18 protein-coding genes are annotated in these 22,103 nt (G+C 35.3%); 13 read left to right on the top strand and 5 right to left on the bottom strand.

The genetic code is table 11. From position 1 onward, the window contains the following. The first annotated feature begins 9 nt into the window (after positions 1 to 9). The 3 genes from FLACHUCJ7_RS06195 (at position 10) to apaG (ending at position 4,828) form a co-directional block, all read left to right on the top strand. Positions 10 to 2,904 carry a DEAD/DEAH box helicase gene (locus FLACHUCJ7_RS06195; RefSeq protein WP_180908299.1) on the top strand — a complete coding sequence of 965 codons (2,895 nt, stop codon included), beginning with the start codon at positions 10 to 12 and terminating at the stop codon, positions 2,902 to 2,904. A gap of 75 nt (positions 2,905 to 2,979) precedes the next feature. Next, positions 2,980 to 4,233 (top strand): type IX secretion system plug protein, encoded by a 1,254-nt coding sequence (locus FLACHUCJ7_RS06200; RefSeq protein ID WP_180908300.1) that lies wholly within the window; start codon positions 2,980 to 2,982, stop codon positions 4,231 to 4,233. A 208-nt stretch (positions 4,234 to 4,441) separates the two neighbouring features. Continuing rightward, complete coding sequence (gene apaG / locus FLACHUCJ7_RS06205) at positions 4,442 to 4,828, top strand: Co2+/Mg2+ efflux protein ApaG (protein WP_031454545.1); 387 nt, start codon at positions 4,442 to 4,444, stop codon at positions 4,826 to 4,828. Position 4,829: 1 nt separating this feature from the next. Here the strand turns inward: apaG and pdeM are convergent, their stop codons facing one another. Genes pdeM through FLACHUCJ7_RS06225 form a run of 4 tightly spaced genes read right to left on the bottom strand, consistent with a single transcriptional unit; the run spans position 4,830 to position 10,640 of the window. Next, positions 4,830 to 5,462, bottom strand: coding sequence for a ligase-associated DNA damage response endonuclease PdeM (gene pdeM / locus FLACHUCJ7_RS06210; RefSeq protein WP_180908301.1), 633 nt, complete (start codon positions 5,460 to 5,462; stop codon positions 4,830 to 4,832). 4 nt (positions 5,463 to 5,466) lie between these two features. Continuing rightward, a complete protein-coding gene (locus tag FLACHUCJ7_RS06215; RefSeq protein WP_180908302.1) occupies positions 5,467 to 7,956 on the bottom strand; it encodes a ligase-associated DNA damage response DEXH box helicase in 2,490 nt (829 codons plus the stop codon). Positions 7,957 to 7,973: 17 nt separating this feature from the next. Beyond that, positions 7,974 to 9,575 (bottom strand): ATP-dependent DNA ligase, encoded by a 1,602-nt coding sequence (locus FLACHUCJ7_RS06220; RefSeq protein WP_180908303.1) that lies wholly within the window; start codon positions 9,573 to 9,575, stop codon positions 7,974 to 7,976. Beyond that, positions 9,576 to 10,640, bottom strand: a complete 1,065-nt coding sequence (locus FLACHUCJ7_RS06225) for a ligase-associated DNA damage response exonuclease (RefSeq protein WP_180908304.1) — start codon at positions 10,638 to 10,640, stop codon at positions 9,576 to 9,578. Positions 10,641 to 10,817: 177 nt separating this feature from the next. Here FLACHUCJ7_RS06225 and pruA point away from each other — a divergent pair, with 177 nt between their 5' ends. Next, a complete protein-coding gene (gene pruA / locus FLACHUCJ7_RS06230; protein WP_180908305.1) occupies positions 10,818 to 12,443 on the top strand; it encodes an L-glutamate gamma-semialdehyde dehydrogenase in 1,626 nt (541 codons plus the stop codon). A 129-nt stretch (positions 12,444 to 12,572) separates the two neighbouring features. Here pruA and rsmG read toward each other — a convergent pair whose 3' ends face one another. Beyond that, the gene (rsmG, locus tag FLACHUCJ7_RS06235; RefSeq protein ID WP_180908306.1) at positions 12,573 to 13,202 is read right to left on the bottom strand and encodes a 16S rRNA (guanine(527)-N(7))-methyltransferase RsmG; all 630 of its coding nucleotides are present in this window, start codon (positions 13,200 to 13,202) and stop codon (positions 12,573 to 12,575) included. A 107-nt stretch (positions 13,203 to 13,309) separates the two neighbouring features. On the opposite strand from rsmG, the gene FLACHUCJ7_RS06240 reads away from it, so the two are divergent. The 9 genes from FLACHUCJ7_RS06240 to FLACHUCJ7_RS06280 all read left to right on the top strand — a co-directional run bounded on the left by FLACHUCJ7_RS06240 (position 13,310) and on the right by FLACHUCJ7_RS06280 (position 21,958). Beyond that, positions 13,310 to 14,407, top strand: a complete 1,098-nt coding sequence (locus FLACHUCJ7_RS06240) for a fatty acid desaturase family protein (protein WP_180908307.1) — start codon at positions 13,310 to 13,312, stop codon at positions 14,405 to 14,407. A 68-nt stretch (positions 14,408 to 14,475) separates the two neighbouring features. Then, positions 14,476 to 15,666 (top strand): pyridoxal phosphate-dependent aminotransferase, encoded by a 1,191-nt coding sequence (locus FLACHUCJ7_RS06245; protein ID WP_180908308.1) that lies wholly within the window; start codon positions 14,476 to 14,478, stop codon positions 15,664 to 15,666. A gap of 337 nt (positions 15,667 to 16,003) precedes the next feature. Further along, positions 16,004 to 16,459, top strand: coding sequence for a ferritin-like domain-containing protein (locus FLACHUCJ7_RS06250; RefSeq protein ID WP_180908309.1), 456 nt, complete (start codon positions 16,004 to 16,006; stop codon positions 16,457 to 16,459). A 146-nt stretch (positions 16,460 to 16,605) separates the two neighbouring features. Continuing rightward, positions 16,606 to 17,007: a hypothetical protein gene (locus FLACHUCJ7_RS06255; protein ID WP_078227366.1), complete on the top strand. Its 402-nt coding sequence runs from the start codon at positions 16,606 to 16,608 to the stop codon at positions 17,005 to 17,007. 128 nt (positions 17,008 to 17,135) lie between these two features. Next, positions 17,136 to 19,004: a peptidase U32 family protein gene (locus FLACHUCJ7_RS06260; protein WP_078227971.1), complete on the top strand. Its 1,869-nt coding sequence runs from the start codon at positions 17,136 to 17,138 to the stop codon at positions 19,002 to 19,004. 410 nt (positions 19,005 to 19,414) lie between these two features. Further along, positions 19,415 to 19,903 carry a hypothetical protein gene (locus tag FLACHUCJ7_RS06265; RefSeq protein WP_180908310.1) on the top strand — a complete coding sequence of 163 codons (489 nt, stop codon included), beginning with the start codon at positions 19,415 to 19,417 and terminating at the stop codon, positions 19,901 to 19,903. After that, entirely contained in the window at positions 19,900 to 21,060 is a 1,161-nt protein-coding gene (gene purT, locus FLACHUCJ7_RS06270; protein WP_180908311.1) for a formate-dependent phosphoribosylglycinamide formyltransferase, read from the top strand. The genes FLACHUCJ7_RS06265 and purT overlap by 4 nt, the downstream gene beginning before the upstream one ends. 2 nt (positions 21,061 to 21,062) lie before the next feature. Further along, the gene (locus FLACHUCJ7_RS06275; RefSeq protein ID WP_078227364.1) at positions 21,063 to 21,383 is read left to right on the top strand and encodes a DUF6370 family protein; all 321 of its coding nucleotides are present in this window, start codon (positions 21,063 to 21,065) and stop codon (positions 21,381 to 21,383) included. Beyond that, positions 21,383 to 21,958: a Crp/Fnr family transcriptional regulator gene (locus tag FLACHUCJ7_RS06280; RefSeq protein WP_078227363.1), complete on the top strand. Its 576-nt coding sequence runs from the start codon at positions 21,383 to 21,385 to the stop codon at positions 21,956 to 21,958. The genes FLACHUCJ7_RS06275 and FLACHUCJ7_RS06280 overlap by 1 nt, the downstream gene beginning before the upstream one ends. Positions 21,959 to 22,103 lie beyond the last annotated feature (145 nt).

Raw genomic sequence — 22,103 nt, forward strand, 5'->3', positions numbered from 1 at the left:
CTTTAAACCTTGGAACCTATTAAATCATTTCAGTTCTGTTTTGACATTAGTTTTGAAAAAAATCTGAATACCTATATTCCTACAGCCTATATTGTTGAGAATACGAGCGAAATAAAATATCTCAACAAAAAAGCTACAAAAGTTGTATTGGATAGTTTCGGAATTGATTTTGAAAATTTAGATTCAAATACTAAAAAAATCCTGACAGCCTGCGAATCCTTAAAACCTGAATTCATTTTCAAGAAGTTCGGTGCCAAAATCAAATCAGCGAAAACAATAGCTGATCTGCAAAAAGATTCTAAAATTGAGTTTGCAATCCGTCAGTATTTAAAATTTAATTTAAGTTCCTTTTATTATTTAATCGTGAAGGAGCAATTTCCTTTATCACTTAACATGAGCGCTGAAAAGGACTTTTACCGTTCGCGAGTTACAGTTGAACCACTTGAATTTGAACCTCAGATACAATTTGAAAAACATTCGAAAGGTATTACTTACACCCTTTCGCTAAAAGAAAATAAAACTACTTTTTCACCCATGAATAGTAGTATTGATATTCTTTTGGATGAACCGGGGTGGTTAATTATTGATAAAAAATTAGGGCAGCTAAAAGAACTGAATGCTAAAAAACTGACTCCGTTTTTAAAGAAAAAATCAATTGAAATTCCATCAAAATTGGTGGATGATTATTTTAAAGGATTTATACCCGAAATAGCTAAAAAAATTGATATTGAAGCTACTGGTTTTGAAATGGAACTTCGTGACCAAATAATTTCGAGTACAATTCAGCCTGTTTATGATTTTTTTAAAAACTGTTATTACCTAAATCTTTACTTCGATTACAACGGTTATGTTTTTGATGCCGGCAAAACCAAAAAAACACATTCTTTTGTTGATTTCAGTATTGCTAACGAACCCAAAATAATTCAGTTTAAAAGGAGTGCCGTAGAAATTTTATACACAAAAAAATTACTTGAAATTGGTTTAGTAAAAGTCAAAAACGAATTGTTTGGACTTGAAACAGAAGTGAATGATCCTTATATCAATATTCAATTGATTATTGACAACAAGGAAAAGCTTGAAAGTTTAGGCTTTACAATCCAAAACCTGAAACTTGAAAGCAAAGAAATCATTACAGAAAGTAATACGATTTCGATTGCAAAAGAAACAAAAGCCGATTGGTTTGATATTAAAATCATCGTTACTATTGGCAATTATAAAATCAATTTCAGCGAAATTATTCCGAATATAAAAAGCAAGGAAAGACTTTTTATGTTACCTGACGGAAATTACTTTTTAATTCCGCTGGAATGGTTTAGCAAATATGGTTCTTTGGCAAAACTGGCAAAAACAGAAAACGGAGCATTACTTTTACGTAAAAGTAATTTCACCGCTTTGGACGGAATTTCAGAAATTGATAATAATGTAATTACTCATGCTGAATATACTCCCTCAGATTTACTAAAAACAACTTTAAGACCGTATCAAATTGAGGGTGTAAAATGGCTTTTGGGACATTTCAATTCTAATCTGGGTGCTTGTCTCGCGGATGACATGGGACTTGGAAAGACATTACAGACTTTAGCTGTTTTGGTTTCTGTACAGGAGCAATTAGGCTTTACAACGAAAACGACCAATTTTGATTTGTTTGCAAATGAAACGACTGTTGAAAGAGAGCCTCTAAAAGCTTTGATAGTGCTGCCTTCCTCTTTGGTTTTTAACTGGTTTAATGAGACTGGAAAGTTTACGCCACACTTTTCAAAAATGCAATATGTGGGTAATGACAGAAAATTACTCGCAGGCAGATTAGATTCAACTGATTTGATTTTTACCAGTTACAGCATCGTTCACCGGGATATTTCCATTTTAGAAAAGTATAATTTCCGCTATCTGATTTTAGATGAAAGTCAGTATATTAAAAACAAAAATTCTAAAATTTTTAAAGCCATCAATAAAATCAGTACAGGTCATAAAATTGCGCTGAGTGGTACGCCAATCGAAAATTCGCTTGACGATTTATGGTCGCAGATGCAGTTTATCAATCCGGATATTCTGGGCAGTTATGCTTTTTTTGTGGGAAATTTCAAAAATCCGATTGAGAAAAAGCAGAATGAAGAAGTTTTAACCGAATTAAAAAACCTCATCCAGCCTTATATTTTGCGACGAACCAAAGAACAGGTTTTAAAAGATTTACCGGAATTGACAGAGCAGATTTATTATTGCGATATGGATCCGGAACAGGAAAAATTATATGAGAAAGAAAAATCTAAAGCTCGTAATTTCCTCCTTAAAACCGATGGTTCAAGCCCAGATAAAATCAGTATTATCAATACTTTGATGAAACTGCGACAATTGAGTAATCATCCGAAAATGGTCGATGCAGATTCCGAAATTGATTCCGGAAAATATATTGCTGTTACCAATTATCTTGAAAATTTAGTTAAAGTAAAACAAAAAGTAATCATTTTCAGTTCGTTTGTTACCAACCTGAACTTTTATACCGATTGGTGCAAACAAAACAAAATCGAATTTTGCGAAATTACAGGAGAAACCCCAGCCGGCAAACGAGAACAACAGGTAAAATTGTTTCAGGAAAACGAAAATCCGTTGTTGTTTTTTATTTCGTTGAAAGCAGGTGGCGTTGGTCTAAATATCACAAAAGCTTCTTATGTTTTATTTTTAGATCCGTGGTGGAATCCTTTCGCAGAAAAGCAAGGAGTTGCACGAGCACACCGAATTGGGCAGTTGAATAAAGTAAATGTAATTCGTTTTATCTCGAAAAATACAGTTGAAGAAAAAATAGTGAAACTTCAGGAAAATAAAAAGCTATTGTCTGATTCTCTTTTGGAAGAAAGTTATATCAATGACGAACTTGAAGGCAACTTAGCCTATATTTTGGGATCTTAATGATGAAATCCAATACAAAAGCGTCTTTTTCGTTCTATAAAATTGTTATATTTACAATCTTACAAACGTAATCTGATGTTAAAATTTTCATATACAAGCTTTATTTTTCTTTTTATTTTCAGTTTGGCGAAAGCCCAGGAAAAAGAAATTAATCCGCCATACAATATAAAAACAGTTTCATTTGTACAAAATGGCAGCAATGTAGTCCCAATATTTGAATTAGGTTCCACATTTGAACTTCAATTTGATGATTTATACGGCAACGAAGCCAATTATTATTTCGAAATTGTACATTGTGACTACAACTGGAAGCCTTCAGAAATCCCTAAAACAGATTATATTCGGGGTTTTGACAATCAAAGAATTATGGATTATTCGAATTCTTTCAATACGCTCCAGAATTACTCGCATTATAAGTTACCTTTTCCAAATCAGTTTGCTACTCAGCTAAGAATTTCAGGTAATTATATGGTCAAAATCCTAAATGAAGACAGAGAGCTTATTTTCTCCAGAAAGTTCATTTTATACGAAAATCACTCTACTGTAGCAGCTCAGGTTAAACGAACCCGAAATTTAAACAACATTGAATACAAACAAAATCTTGATATTGCCATTACTTCAAATGACATTGCTTTTCAGACACCATTACAAAACGTAAAAATACTTTTAATGCAGAATGGTGATTTTAATACGAGTATTAAAAATATTCCCCCACAATATACACTTGGTAATCAATTGGTTTATAAATACGACAGTGAAACACAATTTTGGGGCGGAAATGAATTTTTATACTTTGAGAATAAAGATATTAGAGCTGCAAATAACAATGTAGCGAAAGTAAATTCAAGCAGTGATATTTACAGTTCATTTTTATACACAAGCCCAGCAAGAGGCAATCAGATTTATACGGTATATCAGGATGTCAATGGAAATTTTGTAGTCAAAAATATTAACGGATCCAATCAGGAAATTGAAGCTGATTACGCCTGGGTCTATTTTAGCCTTTCAGCTCCTGCATTCAGGTTAAACAAAGACATTTATATTACCGGAATGTTCAATAATTACAGTTTGTCGCCAGAATACAAAATGGATTATAATGCAGATAAAGGTATTTATGAAAAAGCCGTAATGATTAAACAGGGTTTTACAAATTTTCAATACACAGTTGCTGACAAAAATGGTGTTATTGATTATGAAAATGCCATCGACGGAAACTTTTATCAAACTGAAAACGAATACACTATTTTAGTCTATTACCGTGAAAATACAGACCGTTACGAAAGAGTTATCGGAAAAGGAAACGCCAACTCATTGAACATTATTAACTAAACATTCTAAAAAAGGATTTCAATCGAATCATTTTTTTTCGTAATAGTCTATTACCGTGAAAATACAGACCGTTACGAAAGAGTTATCGGAAAAGGAAACGCCAACTCATTGAACATTATTAACTAAACATTCTAAAAAAGGATTTCAATCGAATCATTTTTTTTCGTAAGTTTGCACATATAACGCACACATATATACTACGTTAGTTATGGTTTCTCAGATAACAAGAGGCATAAAAATATCTGTTTTGACTAGTTTTGAAGGTACTTACTTCAAGAACTACAAGATTCATTTTGCTTTTAGTTATGTGGTCACAATCGAAAACCACAGTAAGGATTCAGTTCAATTAACATCCCGCCACTGGGAAATTTTCGATTCCCTAAATGACTTAGAAGTAGTTGATGGAGAAGGTGTTATTGGAAAAAAACCTGTTTTAAAACCAGGCGAAAATCATACTTACAGTTCAGGTTGTTTATTATCATCACCTTATGGTTCGATGAAAGGTCATTTTAATATGATTAATTTTACTACAACCAAAATATTTAAAGTTATAGTTCCTACGTTTAGGATGTGTGCTCCATTTGCTTTGAATTAAATTAGTTTTTAATTTCTATTACTTCTCCTTTTGCAAGAGCATACACTTTGTCATTTTCTTCGGGAATCAGATAAAAATTACCTGTAAATTCTCCAAAAGCCGGAAAAATCATTTGATTCGTTTTTCTGAAAAAACAAGACAAGCTTAAGAATTGCTTTCCTAATCCTTTTAGTTTAATTCCCGGATGAATGTGTCCGCAAAAATTGAAGAGATTTTCTCTTTCTGTTGGATGATGTGTTAATAAAAAATCATGAATTATGAGTTCTGAATAAATTTCTATATGTAAATCTATATAATTTTTTTTCGAAATGATATCGTGATTACCTTCCACCAAAATAATCTGATTTTTTATCCTTTTAGTCCAGTCTGAAAACAAATTCCATTCTTTATTCATTTTACTATGAAATAAATCCCCTAAGAAAATTATAGTTTCAGCATCAAATAATTCTAAAATATTGTTTAACCGTTTAAAATTCTCCGGAATCGCTTTCTCCGGAATCGCCATTCCGTGTTTTCTGAAGTGTGATACTTTGCCTAAATGCAAATCTGATATTAAAAGTATTTTTTTTTCTTCCCAGAAAGCCGCACCGCAAGGATGTAAAATAAAATTTTGCTTATTGATTGTAATTTTCATATTATTATTTCATATAACTCGCTGTCATCTTTTTGATTCTTTCCGCCAATGTTTCGCTTGATAATTTTTCCCTCAAACGATCTGTAATGATTGGAAAACTGAATGGTGTAGGTTTTTTGCATTGTTTCCAGACAATAGTCTGTTGATTTACCCTTTCTAAAGCCTGAATCAAACGACCTTCTTCCAAATGATGTTCAAATGTTTCTGTATAAGCCTGCTGGAGTAATAAATTATCCGGCTCATAATCTCTGAAAACTTCAAAAAGCAATTGCGAGCCACTCTGCAAATGTTTTGTTTTAACAGGTCTTCCGCGCATTCCGGTAAAAACTAGTCCTGCAATTACGGCAATATCCCTGAATTTTCTGCGAGCCATTTCTGTTAAATTAAGGCTCTTCTGCAAATCATGATGCACATATTCGGTAGAAAACAAATTGTTATCAAAAACCGACTGCATGTCAATTTCCTGATCGGAGAGCAATTCAAACCCGTAATCATTATAAGCCAAAGAAAAAGTAATTGGAGATAATAAACTAATGCGATAGGATAAAATACTGGCTAAAGCTTCATGCACAAACCGACCTTCGAAAAGATAAAAAACAGCATGAAAACCTTCTCTGGTTTTAAAGGTTTCAATTAAGAATTCATCATCGCCAGGGACAATACTTTCCTTTCGCTGCCTTGCAAAGATAGGCTGCAAAGCTTTTAATTCCGGGGTCAGATTCTCACTATTAGCAGCGTATAATTCTTCCCGAAGCAATTCGCTCATCTGGACAGATAATGCCATGCGCCCTCCCATCCAGCTCACAGTTCGTGACTCTTTTTTGGGATCAGCCTTTCGAACCAAAACCTGCATATTTTTTACACGAAATAATTCCAAACGTTTTCCTGCAAAGGTAAAAACATCTCCCGGCTGTAGTTTTGAGGCAAACCATTCTTCAATATTTCCAATATAACCTCCGCTTAAAAATTTCACATTTAATGAAGCATCACCCACGATGGTTCCTATCTGCATTCGGTGATGCAGTGCAATCAATCGACTGTTAATTTTAAAACGTCCGTCTACTTCAATTTCTACTTTTTTGAATTCCTCATACGCTTGTAAACTTTGACTTCCGTTGGTAATAAAGTTCAGAATCCAGTTCCAGTTTTCTTTTGTAATATTTTGATAACAGAATGTTTGTCGGACTTCTTCAAAAATTTCATCCGGAAAAAATCCGTCAGAAACAGCTAACGTATTCAGATATTGTACCAAAACATCCCAACTGTTCAAATAGGGTATTCGGTCTTCGACAATAGTTTTGGCAACCGCTTTTTTCAGTGCTGAAGCTTCAATTAGTTCAATGGCATGTGTAGCAAGAAAATAAATTACACTTTCTTTTCCGGGTTGATGGCCACTTCGTCCTGCTCTTTGCAGAAAACGGGCAACACCTTTTGGTCCACCCACCTGAATGATGGTTTCAACAGGAGCAAAATCAACTCCTAAGTCTAAACTAGAAGTACAAACCACTACTTTTAATTCTTCATTTCTAATCGCATTTTCAACCCACAAACGGGTTTCCCTGCTTATGCTTCCGTGATGCATGGCCATATCTCCGGCAAACTCCGGATATTTCTCCAATATTGCCTGAAACCACATTTCGCAGGCAGATCGTACGTTGGTAAAAATTAAAGTCGTTTTGCTTTTCCGAACTATTTTGGCCACCTCATCAATTAGATGTAATCCCATGTGACCACGCCACGGATAACTGTCCATTTTGTCGGGCAATATTGAAAGTACTTTTATTTTTTTGTTGATATTGGCTTTAATCAAAACCGAATTATTATAAGTTTCTGAATTTACACCTAACAATACCTGTTGCGCCAGTTCAAGATTTCCGATGGTGGCTGAAATTCCCCAAATACGCATTTTTGGTGCAATAGTTTTTAATCGGGATAAAGCGAGTTCCATTTGAACGCCCCTTTTTGTACCTAATAATTCGTGCCATTCATCGACCACAATGGCGGAGCAATTGGCAAAAGTTTTTGCAAATTCTTTAGATGCCAAAAGCAATTGCAGACTTTCAGGTGTCGTAACCAACAGATCCGGCATTTTTTTACTTTGCTTTGTTCTTTCGCTCTGGGAAGTATCTCCAGATCGGATTCCGACCGTCATTTGTGTATCCAGATCGTTAAGAATTCTTTCAGCTGCTTGTTTTATTTCTACTGAAAGAGCGCATAACGGTGTTATCCAAATCGCCTTTAATCCTGGTTTATGTTTAGCTACGCTCCGTTCGGCTTTGCCTCGGGTGGTTTTATAATTCGGGTTTTTCTTCATGTAATCGAGAAGGATCGGAAACCATAAGGCGTAGGTTTTTCCGCTTCCTGTTGGCGCGTTTAATAACCCGTTTTTGCCTTGCAGAAAAGCTGTCCACGTTTGGGTTTGGAATGGAAATGCTTTCCAGCCCTGATCTTGAAACCAGTTTTCTGCAATGGTATAAAGTTCGTCTCTGTTCATTTTTATGATTTTGACTTCTAAGAAATCATACTTTTTAAATCTTCAATTGAATTGGCTTCCTCAATTTTCTTATCCTGTCGCCACCGCAAAATTCTTGGAAAACGGGTTGCAATCCCACTTTTATGTCTTTTGGAAAGTGCGATTCCTTCGAAACCAATTTCGAAAACCAATTGGGGCGTTACACTTCGAACCGGACCAAATCGTTCCAACGTATTTTTTTTGATAAAGTCATCTACTTTTCTGAATTCCGCATCCGTTAAACCGGAATAAGCTTTGGCGAAGGTTACTAATTCTCTTTCTCCGTTATCGTTAATCTGCCAAAGTGCGAAAGTATAGTCTGTAAATAAATTAGATCTTCTTCCGTGACCGCGCATCGCATACGTTAAAACGGCATCAATCACCAACGGTTCTATTTTCCATTTCCACCAATCACCTTTTTTTCTTCCCACCTGATAGGGCGAGTCGTTTCGTTTTAACATCAAACCTTCGCTTTTCATTTCGCGGGCACGCATTCTTTCGTTTGTAACATCTTGCCAGGAATGGAGCAACACCCTTTCTGATAATTGAAAAGAAGCCGTTTTATCTTTAATTGAATTGTATAATTGTTCTAATAATAATCTTCTTTCGGAATACGGTAAATTTCGAATATCCTGACCTTCCCATTCTAAAATATCATAGGCTTTTAATATTACAGGCACTTTTTCAAGTAAACTAACTGATATTGTTTTACGTCCAATTCTGGCTTGCAAATCATTAAAAGTCCCAATTTCTTTTTCGGGAAAAGCTAAAATTTCCGCATCAATAACGGTACCATCCGGAATAATTCCGACGAAAGACCGAAACTCAGGGTATTTATCGGTAACAAGCTCCTCGCCTCTTGACCAGACATAAATTTCATTGTCCCTAATAATCGTTTGCGAGCGAATTCCGTCCCATTTATGTTCAATTGACCAGTCTTCAGGATTTCCTAAATTATCGACTTCGCCTTCAATTGGATAAGCTAAATAAAACGGATATGGTTTTGACAAATAATCACTGCTTTTTTCATCCAGAATCAATTCCTGAAACGTAATTTTATTCGGATCCCAATTTCCCATTAATTTATAAGCCAAAGCATCTTCATCTACATTTTCTGCTTTAGATAAAGCTCTGGTCATTAATTTTTGGCTTACGCCGATTCTTAAACTTCCGGTAATTAATTTGGTAAAAACAAAGCGTTCGTAATAATTGAGTGCTAACCAATTTTCGTGCAAATATTCTTTTTTCTCAATATCTGATTTCTTTTTTAACGCAATAATTTCCTGAAGATATTCGGTTAAACTTTTGTCAGAATGTTCTTTGGTTGTTGGAATGATTAAAGCGATAGTTTCCGCCAAATCCCCAACAATATGATAACTTTCCTCAAAAAGCCATAGCGGAATATTCGCCAATTCATTTGCCCAAATCCGCAGTAAAGTGGTATTAACCGGTCTTGGCGGACGACGATGTGACAAAATCGCAATCGTCCATACTTTATCTTCTGGCGATGCATTTTTAAAATACGTCGTCAGAGCATCGACTTTTACGTTGGTTTTATTAGAACTGTCGAGTGTCTTAATGAGTTGGGCGAAATTTTTCATCTACAGTTCCTTATTTTCAGAAATATCCGAAGTTTCATTTTGTTCAAATACAACTTCCTTATTGTCTTTTTCCATTTCTGCTGCTTCACCTTCGTACTGTGTTTTTTCAGTTCTGGCATCGTAACCTAATTCCCTTAAATATTTGGAGAAAATATCGGTATAACCATGCGTGCAGATTATTTTTTCTGCTCCTGTTGATTTGATACTATCTAAAAGCGAATACCAATCGCAATGATCGCTTAGAACAAAACCTTTGTCAATGGCACGTCTTCTTCTGGCTCCGCGAAAAGCCATCCAGCCGCTTGCTGCACCGGTTACAAAAGGCGTCATTTTTCTGATCCAGATACTTCCGTGGGCACTTGGCGGAGCGAGAACAATATTTCCTGCGAATTCTTCTTTTTTAGTTTCGCGTTTTACTAAAGTTGTTGGCGGAAAATCCACCATCGGACGTAAAACATTCGTCATATTTTCGATAGCACCATGCGTGTATATTTTACCGATATCGGTATCTAAATATTTCAAAAGTCGTTGTGCTTTCCCTAGAGAATATCCAAAGAGAATGGAGGTTTTTCCCTCTGCTTTATTTTCTGCCCACCAATTATTGATTTCCGTAATGACTTCTGCCTGTGGCGTCCAATTGAAAGCTGGTAATCCAAAAGTACATTCCGTGATGAAAGTGTGGCATTTTACCACTTCGTACGGAACTGATATTCCATCGTGTTCGGTTTTGTAATCGCCAGTAAAAACCCAGACTTCGCCTTTGTGTTCAACGCGAATTTGAGAGCTTCCTATAATATGTCCAGCTGGATGTAATGAGAATTTCACATTATTAATCACAAAGGTTTCTCCCCACTCTTTTCCGGTCACATTTATTTCTCCCAAACGATGCCGAATTATCGGAACATTTGTATGATGTGTAATATAATTTTGATGTCCCCAACGGGAGTGATCTGCGTGACCGTGCGTAATAATAGCATTTTTTACCGGCCGCCAGGGATCAAGATATACATCAGCCTGTTGGCAGTAAATTCCTTTATCGTTAAAAGCCAGAAGCGGAATTTTCATAGTCCTGTAAATTGAAGTCACTCAAATTTAAACTTTTATACAAACATGCGTTTTATAGCTTGACGTGATTAGTTTATTAAATTACAACATTTTAGTATTGTATTGTGATATAATCAAAATAACCTTTGTACTTTTGCCTAAAATTAAACAATTCGTAATTTTAAAATATCTCATCCCATGTTAAAAGGATTTTTTAATGTACCTAAAGCGGTCAATGAGCCCGTAAAAGGATACGCACCCAACTCTCCGGAAAGAGCAGCTGTTCAGGCAGCTTACACTACAATGTGGAATTCTCAAATTGATGTTCCTTTACATATTGGAAGCGAAGAAATCAGAACCGGAAATACAAAAAATATAACAGCTCCTCATGATCACCAGCACGTTGTTGGAAAATATCATCTGGCTGAAAAACAACATATCGAAAAAGCGATTGCCAATGCTCTTGAATCAAGAGCAGCGTGGGCAAATATGGCGTGGGAACAGCGTGCTGCTATTTTCTTAAAAGCGGCAGAATTAATCGCAGGACCTTACAGAGCACGTATTAACGCAGCAACCATGATTGGCCAGTCTAAAAATATTCATCAGGCAGAAATTGATGCTTCTTGTGAATTGATCGACTTTTTACGTTACAATGTAGAATTCATGACGCAGATTTACGGAGATCAGCCAAAATCTGACTCTACAACCTGGAATCGTTTAGAATACCGACCTCTTGAAGGTTTTGTTTACGCTATTACTCCTTTTAATTTTACGGCTATTGCTGCCAATCTTCCTGCAAGTGCCGCGATGATGGGTAACGTTGTAGTTTGGAAACCAAGTGATAGTCAGGTATTTTCTACAAAAATTATTTTGGATGTTTTCAAAGAAGCGGGAGTTCCTGATGGCGTTATCAACGTTGTTTTTGGTGATGCTTTAATGATTACCGATACTGTTTTGGCAAGCCGAGATTTCGCTGGAGTTCACTTTACAGGATCAACCCATGTATTTAAAGATATCTGGGCTAAAATTGGCGCCAACATCCACAACTATAAAACATACCCAAGAATTGTTGGTGAAACTGGTGGTAAAGATTTTATTATTGCACATCCAAGTGCTAATGTAAAACAAGTAGTAACCGGAATCACTCGTGGAGCTTTTGAATTTCAGGGGCAAAAATGTTCCGCAGCTTCCAGGGTTTATATACCGCAAAGTTTATGGCCAGCTGTAAAAGAGCAATTAATTACGGATGTAAAATCTATGAAAATCGGTTCTCCGGAAGATTTTGGAAACTTCATTACAGCAGTTATTCACGAAGGTTCTTTTGACAAATTGGCCAGTTATATAGATCAGGCTAAAAAAGACGCTGATGCTGAAATTATTGTTGGAGGAAATTACGACAAATCTGTAGGTTACTTTATTGAACCAACGGTTATTGTAACGACAAATCCAAAATATACTACGATGGAAACCGAATTATTCGGACCAGTTGTAACGCTTTACATTTACGAAGATGCAAAATGGGAAGAAACTTTAGAATTGGTTGATACTACTTCTGAGTATGCTTTAACAGGAGCTGTTTTCAGTCAGGATCGCTATGCTATTGAAGTGGCTACTGTGAAATTGCAAAATTCAGCAGGTAACTTCTATATCAACGACAAACCAACAGGTGCAGTCGTTGGAATGCAGCCTTTTGGCGGAGCAAGAGCTTCAGGAACAAACGACAAAGCAGGTTCAGCATTGAACTTATTGCGTTGGGCCTCTCCAAGAACGATCAAGGAAACTTTTGTAACTCCTGATGATTACAGATATCCATTTTTGGGATAATCTTTTGTTTCAAGTTTCAGGTTTCAAGTTCGAAACTTTGTCTATATAAAAAATCCGTATCTAAATTAGATTCGGATTTTTTATAGGTTTCAAAACTTGAAACCTGAAACTTTTAAACTTGAAACCTTTTTAAGCCTTAAACTTCAATGGTAAATGAACCACTTTTTTAGTTTCGAAAAACTCATCCTCAAAAATACCAGCTAAATCATATAAGGTTGCTTTTGGAAAATCTTTCAATTCCTCAGTCAAATCACCTCCTTTTAAATATAGGATTCCATTTTTTAAAGTGTGTTTGTGCTGCTTTTTGATTTTATCATGAATCCAGGAAACAAAATCCGGCATATTGGTTACGGCACGGCTTACTATGAAATCGAAATCACCTTTTACCAATTCAGCACGTTTTTGTTCTGCTTTTACGTTCTTTAATTCCAAAGCATCTACAACGCCCTGAACTACCTTTATTTTTTTGGCAATCACATCAATTAAATAAAAACGGGTTTCCGGAAAAAGAATGGCAAGTGGAATTCCGGGAAAACCTCCTCCGGTTCCAACATCCAAAACGGTTGCTCCGGGTTCGAATTTCATGATTTTTGCAATTCCAAGAGAATGCAAAATATGTTTGGTATATAAGGCATCAATATCTTTTCTTGAAATAACATTGATTTTTTCATTCCAGTCGTGATATAAAAAGTCTAATTTTTGAAACTGTTCGATTTGAATGTCGGTCAAATCCGGGAAATATTTCAATATCTCATCCATTGCTCTAAATTTTTAACAAAAGTACTACTTTACGATTGAAATATTTAACTCAATTTTGCAAATTGAAAATTTATAATAATTACCTTTGACAACTATTTAAAATTAATATGAATAATACCGCACCGACATTTTCAAAGCAGGATAATCTGAAGTTTTTCAGAACGCTTAACTCACGGGTAAACAATTACTTCAAGGAGAACAATATCCAAAAAACCGGAAACTGGAAGTTGCACTTAAAGGCGATTATTCTTTTCTCCATCTTCCTTACACCTTATTTTTTAATTTTAGCACTGGATACCATGCCTTTCTGGGCACAATTATTATTGAATATTTTGATGGGAATAGGAATGGCCGGAATCGGTATGAACGTAATGCATGATGGTAATCATGGTTCTTACTCATCAAAATCATGGATCAATAAAATTATGGGCGGCAGTATATACGTTTTGGCGGGAAATGTTTACAACTGGCAAGTGCAGCACAATGTTTTGCATCATACTTATACAAATATTCATGGTCATGATGAAGATCTGGATGCAGGAAGAATTATCCGTTTTACACAAAATGCCGAGTGGCATCGTTTTCATAAATTCCAGCATTATTATTCTTTTTTCTTATATGGTTTGCTGACTTTCAATTGGGCTTTAACAACCGATTTTAAGCAGATGAAAAATTATCTGAAAAGAAAATTATCATACGGAACTCCTCAAAGTCCAACTAAATTATGGACGGTTTTAGTAATTACAAAGATAATCTATGTCATGATTTGGATGGTTCTACCAATGCTTTTAGGAGTAATCTGGTGGAAAGTTGTTATCGGATTTTTTGTAATGCATTATACTGCCGGATTAATTTTAAGTATCGTTTTTCAATTGGCACATGTTGTAGAAGAAACGACAAATCCTATTCCGAATGAAGAAGGGGAAATCGAAAATACCTGGGCAATTCACCAATTATATACTACCGCTAATTTTGCACCAAAAAACAAAATTGTAAACTGGTTTACCGGTGGATTAAATCATCAGATTGAGCATCATATTTTTCCAAATATCAGTCACATCCATTACGGAAAAATTGCTGAAATTGTAAAACAAACAGCCCGAGAATGCAATTTGCCTTACCATGAATTCAGAACGATGAGGGGCGCCGTTTGGGCACATTACAAACACTTAAAAGATCTTGGGAGAAAACCCGAATTAGCATAATCAAAAATCTATTAATAATTAACCTCTCTTAAATACACAGCAAATTAAGAGCAATTAAATTTTTTATAATGAACCATATTCTTTCAGACAGAATTAACAACTTAGCTACTTCGCAAACTTTAGCGATGGCCGCATTAGCTCGCGAGCTAAAAGCACAAGGAAAAGATATTATCAGTTTAAGTTTGGGGGAACCTGACTTTAACACCCCTGATTTCATTAAGGAAGCGGTTAAAAAAGCAGTAGACGAAAACTATAGCACTTATTCTCCGGTAGAAGGATATTTAGAATTAAGAGAAGCCATTTCCAGAAAATTCACAAGAGATAACGGATTAGATTACAAACCTTCTCAAATCGTAGTTTCTACAGGAGCAAAACAATCTTTATACAACATCGCACAAGTAATGCTTAACAATGGTGACGAGGTTATTTTACCTGCACCATACTGGGTTTCGTATTTTGAAATCGTAAAACTTTCAGGAGGAGTTCCTGTAGAAGTTCCAACTTCTGTTGACACTGATTTCAAAATTACACCTGCTCAATTAGAAGCTGCCATTACACCAAAAACAAAAATGATGTGGTTCTCTTCTCCATGTAATCCTTCTGGTTCCGTTTACAGCAGAGAAGAATTAACAGCTTTGGCTAAAGTTCTGGAAAAGCACCCAAACATATATGTTGTTGCTGACGAAATTTACGAACACATCAATTTCTCAGGAACTTTCTGCAGCATTGGTTCAATCCCTGGAATGTTAGAAAAAACAATCACTGTAAACGGAGTTGCAAAAGCATTCGCTATGACAGGATACAGAATTGGTTATATAGGAGCACCGGAATTTATCGCAAAAGCATGTACAAAAATTCAGGGCCAGGTAACTTCCGGAGCAAATTCAGTGGCACAACGTGCTACTATTACAGCTGTAGATGCTGATCCAAGTGTATTAAACCATATGGTTCAGGCATTCCACACTCGCAGAGATTTAGTAGTTGGATTATTAAAAGAAATTCCAGGAGTAAAAATCAACGTTCCGGAAGGAGCATTTTACGTATTCCCAGACGTTTCTTCTTTCTTCGGAAAAACATTAAAAGGAACTGAGATTAAAGATGCAAACGACGTTTCGATGTACCTTTTAGCAGAAGCAAACGTTGCAACAGTAACCGGAGACGCATTCGGAAATCCAAATTGTATTCGTTTCTCTTACGCTACCAGCGACGATATTTTAAAAGAAGCATTACGCAGAATCAAAGAAGCTTTGGCTGCATAACGACATAATCGTTTTATTAAAACGGCTTAAGGTTTAAAGTTTCATCACTTTATACTTTGAGCTGTTTTTTTTTGGCGTGTCCCAAAGGCCGGGCTATTCGCTAAATCTTTTATGGCGAACACCGCCATAAAAGGATATCGCTTCTATCCCTCACGCAAAAAAGAACATCAGAAATATCATTTTTTTCGAGGAAGAGTCTGCTATCATCTGCATGAACTGTTTTTATAGTTTCAAAATTTCCATTCCATAATAATATAAAATAACAGCGTAATCCTGTAAAAAAGAAAATGTTATAAATTCCATCTTTGTAATATATAAATTTTAAATCATATTTATCATGATACATACACATGAAACTACAAGAGAAGCAGTTAAAACTTTAGAAGGATTAATTTCAATTTTGGAAGATGGAAAACTGGGCTATACTAATGCAGCTGAACATGTAGAAAATTCGGCAATGAAAACTGATTTTCTGGAGTATGCCCGTGAAAGAGCCTTATTTATTGTCGAATTACAAGACGAAATCAATAAATTAGGTAAATCAACAGATACTTCTGGCGGAGGCCCGCTTGGAGCCTTACACCGTACCTGGATTGATATCAAATCATCTTTTACAGGGGGTGACACCGAAGCAATAATCAACGCATGTGTCACTGGTGAAGAAGCAGCCATCGAAAAATACAAAATGGCACTTGAAGAAAACCATTTAGAACACAATCAGGTTTCTGTTGTTTCAAAACAATTAAACAGCATTCAAAATACTTTGTCATTAATTAAAACGAAATCCAATTAATCGATCGATCGATTAATGCTTTTTTTTTGAGAAACTGCCTTGTCTTCGGATTGGGCAGTTTTTTGTTTATTTTTAAGACCATCCTCAAATTGAAAATAGGTATATTTTTTTTATACTTTTGACTTCAATCAAAAAATCAATCATACATGAGATATATTTTTTTTACTTTAATAATTTTTCTTTTATTAACCAACTGTGTAAAAAAGGAATTAAAAAATATTAATATTAAATTCTCATCAGAAGAAGCTTTTGATTCCGGCTATTTAAAAAGAAATGAAAGTAAAACTGCAGAATTAATTACATCTAAAAAAACAAAAAAGGGAATTGAAATCATAATTGAAAAATATGAAACAGGAGGCCTAAAATATTATGGAGATGCAAAAGTAATTAATGACACTTTATTTCTTTACTATTGGATTAATACAGATCCAATGGATATATCAGCAGTATTAATCCCAAAAAGATTTAAATACGAAATTAGAAATGTATCCTATAAACAAATACAATTTGAAAACTTAGGAAATAAATTCAAAAGCAAGGCAGAATAAAATATCAACTCTTTCTATATTAAGTTAACAATTTCAAAAAAACACCTTTAACATTAGCAATCTCAAATAATTTATAAGACCTTTGCACACTTTTTTTCGTGAATACCACAAAAGCTAAAGTTTTAGAAATGAAGAAGAAAATAGAAATATTAGCTCCGGCAAGAGATTTAATTGGCGGAATGGCAGCTATAAACAGCGGTGCAGATGCAGTATATATTGGTGCGCCGCAATTTGGAGCACGTTCTAATGCCAACAACTCAATCGAAGATGTTGCTGCTTTAGTAAAATATGCACACTTATTTAACGCTCAGGTTTTTGTGGTAATGAATACCATTTTGTACGACAACGAATTAGAAACTTGTCGCTCGATGATTTGGGAATTATACGATATTGGTGTCGATGCCCTGATTATTCAGGATATGGCGATTATGGAAATGGACTTACCCCCTATCGTACTTCACGCAAGCACGCAAGCCAATAACCGTGACGCAGACAAAATCAAATTCCTTAAAGATGCCGGAATTAAACGTGTGGTTTTAGCACGCGAATTAAACCTGCATCAAATTAAAACAATATACGACCACGCTGATGTTGAATTAGAGTTTTTCGTAACCGGGGCTTTATGTGTATCCTTCAGTGGAAACTGCTATATGAGTGTAGCAAACGGAGAACGAAGCGCCAACCGTGGTTCCTGCGCTCAAAACTGTCGTCTTCCATATAACTTAATTGACGGAAACGGAGAAACTTTAATCAAAAACAGTCACTTGCTTTCGATTAAAGATTTAGATGTTTCAGATCAGATTCCGAATTTGATTGAAGCCGGAATCGTTTCTTTTAAAATCGAAGGCCGATTAAAAGATGTAGCTTACGTTAAAAACAACGTATCTTATTTACGTCAAAAATTAGACAGCTATTTAGAAGGAAGCGATAAATACACCAAGGCTTCTTCCGGGAAATGTACGTATACTTTCGATTCTACTTTAAACAGAACTTTCAATCGTGGTTATACCGATTATTTCGTAAATGAAAGACACAGCTCAATTGGTTCCTGGGAAAGTCCAAAATCAAAAGGGCAATATATTGGTAAATTAATCCGAACTGTCGGAAACGCTTACGAAATCGAAAATGGTGAATTGCTAAACAATGGTGACGGACTTTGTTTCATCAACGAGAACAACGAAGCGGACGGAATTTATGTAAACAAAGCAGAGAACGGAAAAGTATATCCAAACGTTCTAAAAGAAATTGAAGACGGGACTTTTATTTACCGTAACAACGATATTGCTTTCATCAAAATTGTTGAAAGAGAAGACAGCGCCATCCGTAAAATCGGAACTACTTTATTGCTTACTGAAAATGAAAACGGTTTTGAATTAATTGCAACCGACGAAGATGGAAATGTAAGTACCGTAAAATTAGAGCACGCAAAAGAGCAGACTAAAACCGGTGAATCAATCGAAGAAAACATTAAAACTCAATTGGCAAAAACGGGTTTTACACCTTACAGCGCCGATGAAATCAATGTAATGTTCACTCAAAACTGGTTCCTTCCTATTTCAAAAATCAACGAAATGCGAAGAAATGTTTTCGATCAGTTATCAGAAATTCGTCTGGCAAATTACGTTCGCGAAGAACACCAACTGGTAAAAACGTCACATCCGTATCCGGAAACCAAACTGGATTTTATGTACAACGTTTCAAACAAAACCGCTCGTAAATTCTACGAACGCCACGGTGTTACCGAAATTGAAAAAGCATTCGAATTACAATGGGATCCGGGAAAATCCCGTGTAATGACCACAAAATATTGCATCAAATACGAATTAAAAAAATGTCCGATACACCAAAAAGATATTGTAGGTGTTAAGGTAAAAGAGCCATTAGTTTTAAAACAGGGCGAGTTAGAATACAAACTAAAATTTAACTGTAAGCCCTGCGAAATGGAAATCTGGGAAAAAGATGCTGAATTTGAGATTGAAGAAGACCATTTTCATTAATATACAAACCGATACTTTTTAAAAGAAGTATCGGTTTTTTATTTTGGACGTGTCCCTTCGGGTCGGGCTTTCCGCTACAATCTTTTGTTCCATTTCATTACACAAAAGGATTTCCACTACAATCCCTCACGCAAACGGGTTTACAAGAACTTTTACGTTTATAATTTCATTTCGTACTACCCACAATCTTGTCATTTCGAGGAACGAGAAATCTTCACTTGGAACTCTACAAAGATTGGCGACATTCTGTACGGAGCTACTTGCGGAGATTTCTCGTTCCTCGAAATGACAAACGTATGGTTACTTTATCTAAAACTTAAATTCACAGTTAAATTAAATCCGCCAAATCTGTAAAATCTGCGTGAGAATAATTTCCATTTTATTTATCTTTACTTTCAAAATAAATTTAAATGGAATCAAAAAACAACATTCAAAAATACTCAATAATTGCAGGTATTTTTGTGAGCGCTTTTTTTCCACTTTTAATATTTCGTGAAAGTCTTTTCATCGATTTATGTATTCAGATATGTGACTTCGGTCTGTTTTGGAATCCTATATTTTGGGGCCTTATGTTTCCACTATTTATTATTTTTCTTTTTTGGAACACCACAAAAAAAATCAGTTTTTCATTAAATAAAATAACTTATTTTCAAGCTTGTTCTCAATTTTCTTTTAGAATAAGCCTAAAACTTATTATAGCTTTTTTTACCATTTATATAATCGGGAAATTTATAAATGGATTTTCTGCTCCTTTGCAATCTCAATTTTTAGATCAAATTGTATTTTCATTATTGATGATTTTGTTTTTATCATTCATTTTAATGATTCTAACTTTTTTGAGCAGTTTAATACTTATTAAAGCAAGCCAAAATACCCAAACTTTAAATCAAACAAAATGAAAATATTACTCCTCGGTTCAGGCGAATTAGGTAAAGAATTTGTCATTGCCGCGCAACGAATCGGACAAACTATAATCGCTGTTGACAGCTACGAAAATGCCCCGGCAATGCAGCTTGCACACGGTTTTGAAGTCATCAATATGCTTGACGGTGAAGCGCTTGACCGAATTGTAGCCAAACACAAACCGGATTTCATTGTTCCCGAAATAGAAGCCATTCGTACCGAACGTTTTTATGATTACGAAAAGCAAGGGATTACCGTTGTTCCTTCGGCGAAAGCGGCAAACTTTACCATGAATCGTAAAGCAATCCGGGATTTGGCTGCAAAAGAACTTGGATTAAAAACCGCTAAATATCAATACGCAACTTCTGCCGAAGAACTGCAAAAAGCTGTTCAGGAAGTTGGAATTCCGTGTGTGGTAAAACCTTTAATGTCTTCATCCGGAAAAGGACAATCGACTATAAAATCTCAGGAAGATATTTTAAAAGCATGGGAATATGCCGTTGCTGGTTCACGTGGCGATGTAATTGAAGTTATTGTAGAAGCTTTTGTAGATTTCCATTCTGAAATTACCCTTTTAACGATTACTCAAAATAATAATCCAACTCTATTCTGTTCGCCAATTGGCCACAGACAGGAAAGAGGAGATTATCAGGAAAGCTGGCAGCCTGCTAAGATTTCAGAAAAAGATTTGTATGAAGCGCAGGATATGGCCGAAAAAATTACAGAAGCCCTTGGCGGAGCAGGACTTTTTGGTGTTGAATTTTTTCTGACGAATGAAGGCGTTTATTTCTCGGAACTTTCACCTCGCCCGCATGACACGGGAATGGTAACTTTAGCAGGAACACAAAATTTCAACGAATTCGAATTGCATTTACGAGCCATTTTAAGTCTTCCAATTTTCGAAATCACTTTAGAAAAAGCCGGAGCAAGCGCTGTAATTTTAGCATCCGAAGATTCTACTAATCCAACTTTTAGCGGAATCGAAAAAGTAGCAGCTTTACCGAAAACCGATTTCAGAATTTTCGGAAAACCAACTTCAAGACCTTATCGAAGAATGGGTGTAGTTTTAAGTCACGATACACTTTCAACTCCAATAAACGAAGTAACAGAACGTGCCAAAGAAACAGCAAAATTAATAACTGTAAATTCTTAACTATGAAAAATATATTATTGGCGACATTCCTTTTCATTGGAATTGCTGTTCAGGCTCAAAGTAAAAAGAAATTTGACAAACCAACCATTGTAGAAGCTTCCTGCGGTGAATGTCAATTTGGAATGAAAGGCAAAAGCTGTGATTTAGCAGTTCGCATTGACGGAAAAAGCTATTTTGTGGATGGAACAACGATTCACGATCACGGAGATGCGCATTCAGAAAAAGGTTTTTGCAATGCGATCAGCAAAGCTGCTGTTACCGGAGAAATAGTGGGTGACAGATTTAAAGCAACTTCATTTAAGCTAATAGAAGATAAAAAATAATGGCATTGATTCTTGAAAATATTGCCAAACATGTTTCACTGACTCAGGAAGAACAGGAACTTTTTTTATCTAAATTAGAAACGAACACTTACAAAGCCAAAACGATTTTACTGAACGCCGGAGAAGTCTGCAAACATTCGTATTTTGTCAATTCGGGAATTTTAAGAAGCTTCAATATCAACGATAATATTGTAGAACATGTGCTTTCCTTTGCTTGCGAAGGCTGGTGGATGAGTGATATGTATAGTTATTTTTCGCAAAAACCGGGACAGCTTTTTATTGAAGTTCTGGAAGAGGCAGAAGTGGTTTCTTTGTCCAAAGAAAATCAGGAGCAATTGTATCTTGAAATTCCGAAACTGGAACGTTTTTTCAGGATTTTAATTGAAAACTCATTAGTTGCCAATCAGCAACGATTAATGGATAATTTGAGTTTACCTGCCGAAGAGCGTTTTGAGAAATTTTGTTCGAAATATGGAACATTGGTTCATAAAGTGCCTCAAAAACAAATTGCTTCCTTTATTGGGGTTACGCCTGAGTTTTTCAGTAAAATGAAAGCAAGGCTTTTAAAAAAGTAAGCGCTATATTATTGATAAAATATATTTCAGGGCTTTTAAATTAAGTGCAAATGGGACATACATTCATAATTAATCGTCAAAAAAAGACAGAAAAAGCTCTGTTTTCAAGGCAAGTTAGCTCTGAAAAGTAAAACGCCAATTTAAA

It is taken from the genome of Flavobacterium salmonis, from assembly GCF_903819435.1.
Classification (GTDB): domain Bacteria; phylum Bacteroidota; class Bacteroidia; order Flavobacteriales; family Flavobacteriaceae; genus Flavobacterium; species Flavobacterium chungangense.

Excerpts from the sequence above, each read along its gene's own strand:
- FLACHUCJ7_RS06200 (WP_180908300.1), top strand. The coding sequence starts at position 2,980 with ATGTTAAAATTTTCATATACAAGCTTTATTTTTCTTTTTATTTTCAGT.
- apaG (WP_031454545.1), top strand. The coding sequence starts at position 4,442 with ATGGTTTCTCAGATAACAAGAGGCATAAAAATATCTGTTTTGACTAGT.
- pdeM (WP_180908301.1), bottom strand. The coding sequence starts at position 5,462 with ATGAAAATTACAATCAATAAGCAAAATTTTATTTTACATCCTTGCGGT.
- FLACHUCJ7_RS06215 (WP_180908302.1), bottom strand. The coding sequence starts at position 7,956 with ATGAACAGAGACGAACTTTATACCATTGCAGAAAACTGGTTTCAAGAT.
- FLACHUCJ7_RS06220 (WP_180908303.1), bottom strand. The coding sequence starts at position 9,575 with ATGAAAAATTTCGCCCAACTCATTAAGACACTCGACAGTTCTAATAAA.
- FLACHUCJ7_RS06225 (WP_180908304.1), bottom strand. The coding sequence starts at position 10,640 with ATGAAAATTCCGCTTCTGGCTTTTAACGATAAAGGAATTTACTGCCAA.
- pruA (WP_180908305.1), top strand. The coding sequence starts at position 10,818 with ATGTTAAAAGGATTTTTTAATGTACCTAAAGCGGTCAATGAGCCCGTA.
- rsmG (WP_180908306.1), bottom strand. The coding sequence starts at position 13,202 with ATGGATGAGATATTGAAATATTTCCCGGATTTGACCGACATTCAAATC.
- FLACHUCJ7_RS06240 (WP_180908307.1), top strand. The coding sequence starts at position 13,310 with ATGAATAATACCGCACCGACATTTTCAAAGCAGGATAATCTGAAGTTT.
- FLACHUCJ7_RS06245 (WP_180908308.1), top strand. The coding sequence starts at position 14,476 with ATGAACCATATTCTTTCAGACAGAATTAACAACTTAGCTACTTCGCAA.
- FLACHUCJ7_RS06250 (WP_180908309.1), top strand. The coding sequence starts at position 16,004 with ATGATACATACACATGAAACTACAAGAGAAGCAGTTAAAACTTTAGAA.
- FLACHUCJ7_RS06255 (WP_078227366.1), top strand. The coding sequence starts at position 16,606 with ATGAGATATATTTTTTTTACTTTAATAATTTTTCTTTTATTAACCAAC.
- FLACHUCJ7_RS06260 (WP_078227971.1), top strand. The coding sequence starts at position 17,136 with ATGAAGAAGAAAATAGAAATATTAGCTCCGGCAAGAGATTTAATTGGC.
- FLACHUCJ7_RS06265 (WP_180908310.1), top strand. The coding sequence starts at position 19,415 with ATGGAATCAAAAAACAACATTCAAAAATACTCAATAATTGCAGGTATT.
- purT (WP_180908311.1), top strand. The coding sequence starts at position 19,900 with ATGAAAATATTACTCCTCGGTTCAGGCGAATTAGGTAAAGAATTTGTC.
- FLACHUCJ7_RS06275 (WP_078227364.1), top strand. The coding sequence starts at position 21,063 with ATGAAAAATATATTATTGGCGACATTCCTTTTCATTGGAATTGCTGTT.
- FLACHUCJ7_RS06280 (WP_078227363.1), top strand. The coding sequence starts at position 21,383 with ATGGCATTGATTCTTGAAAATATTGCCAAACATGTTTCACTGACTCAG.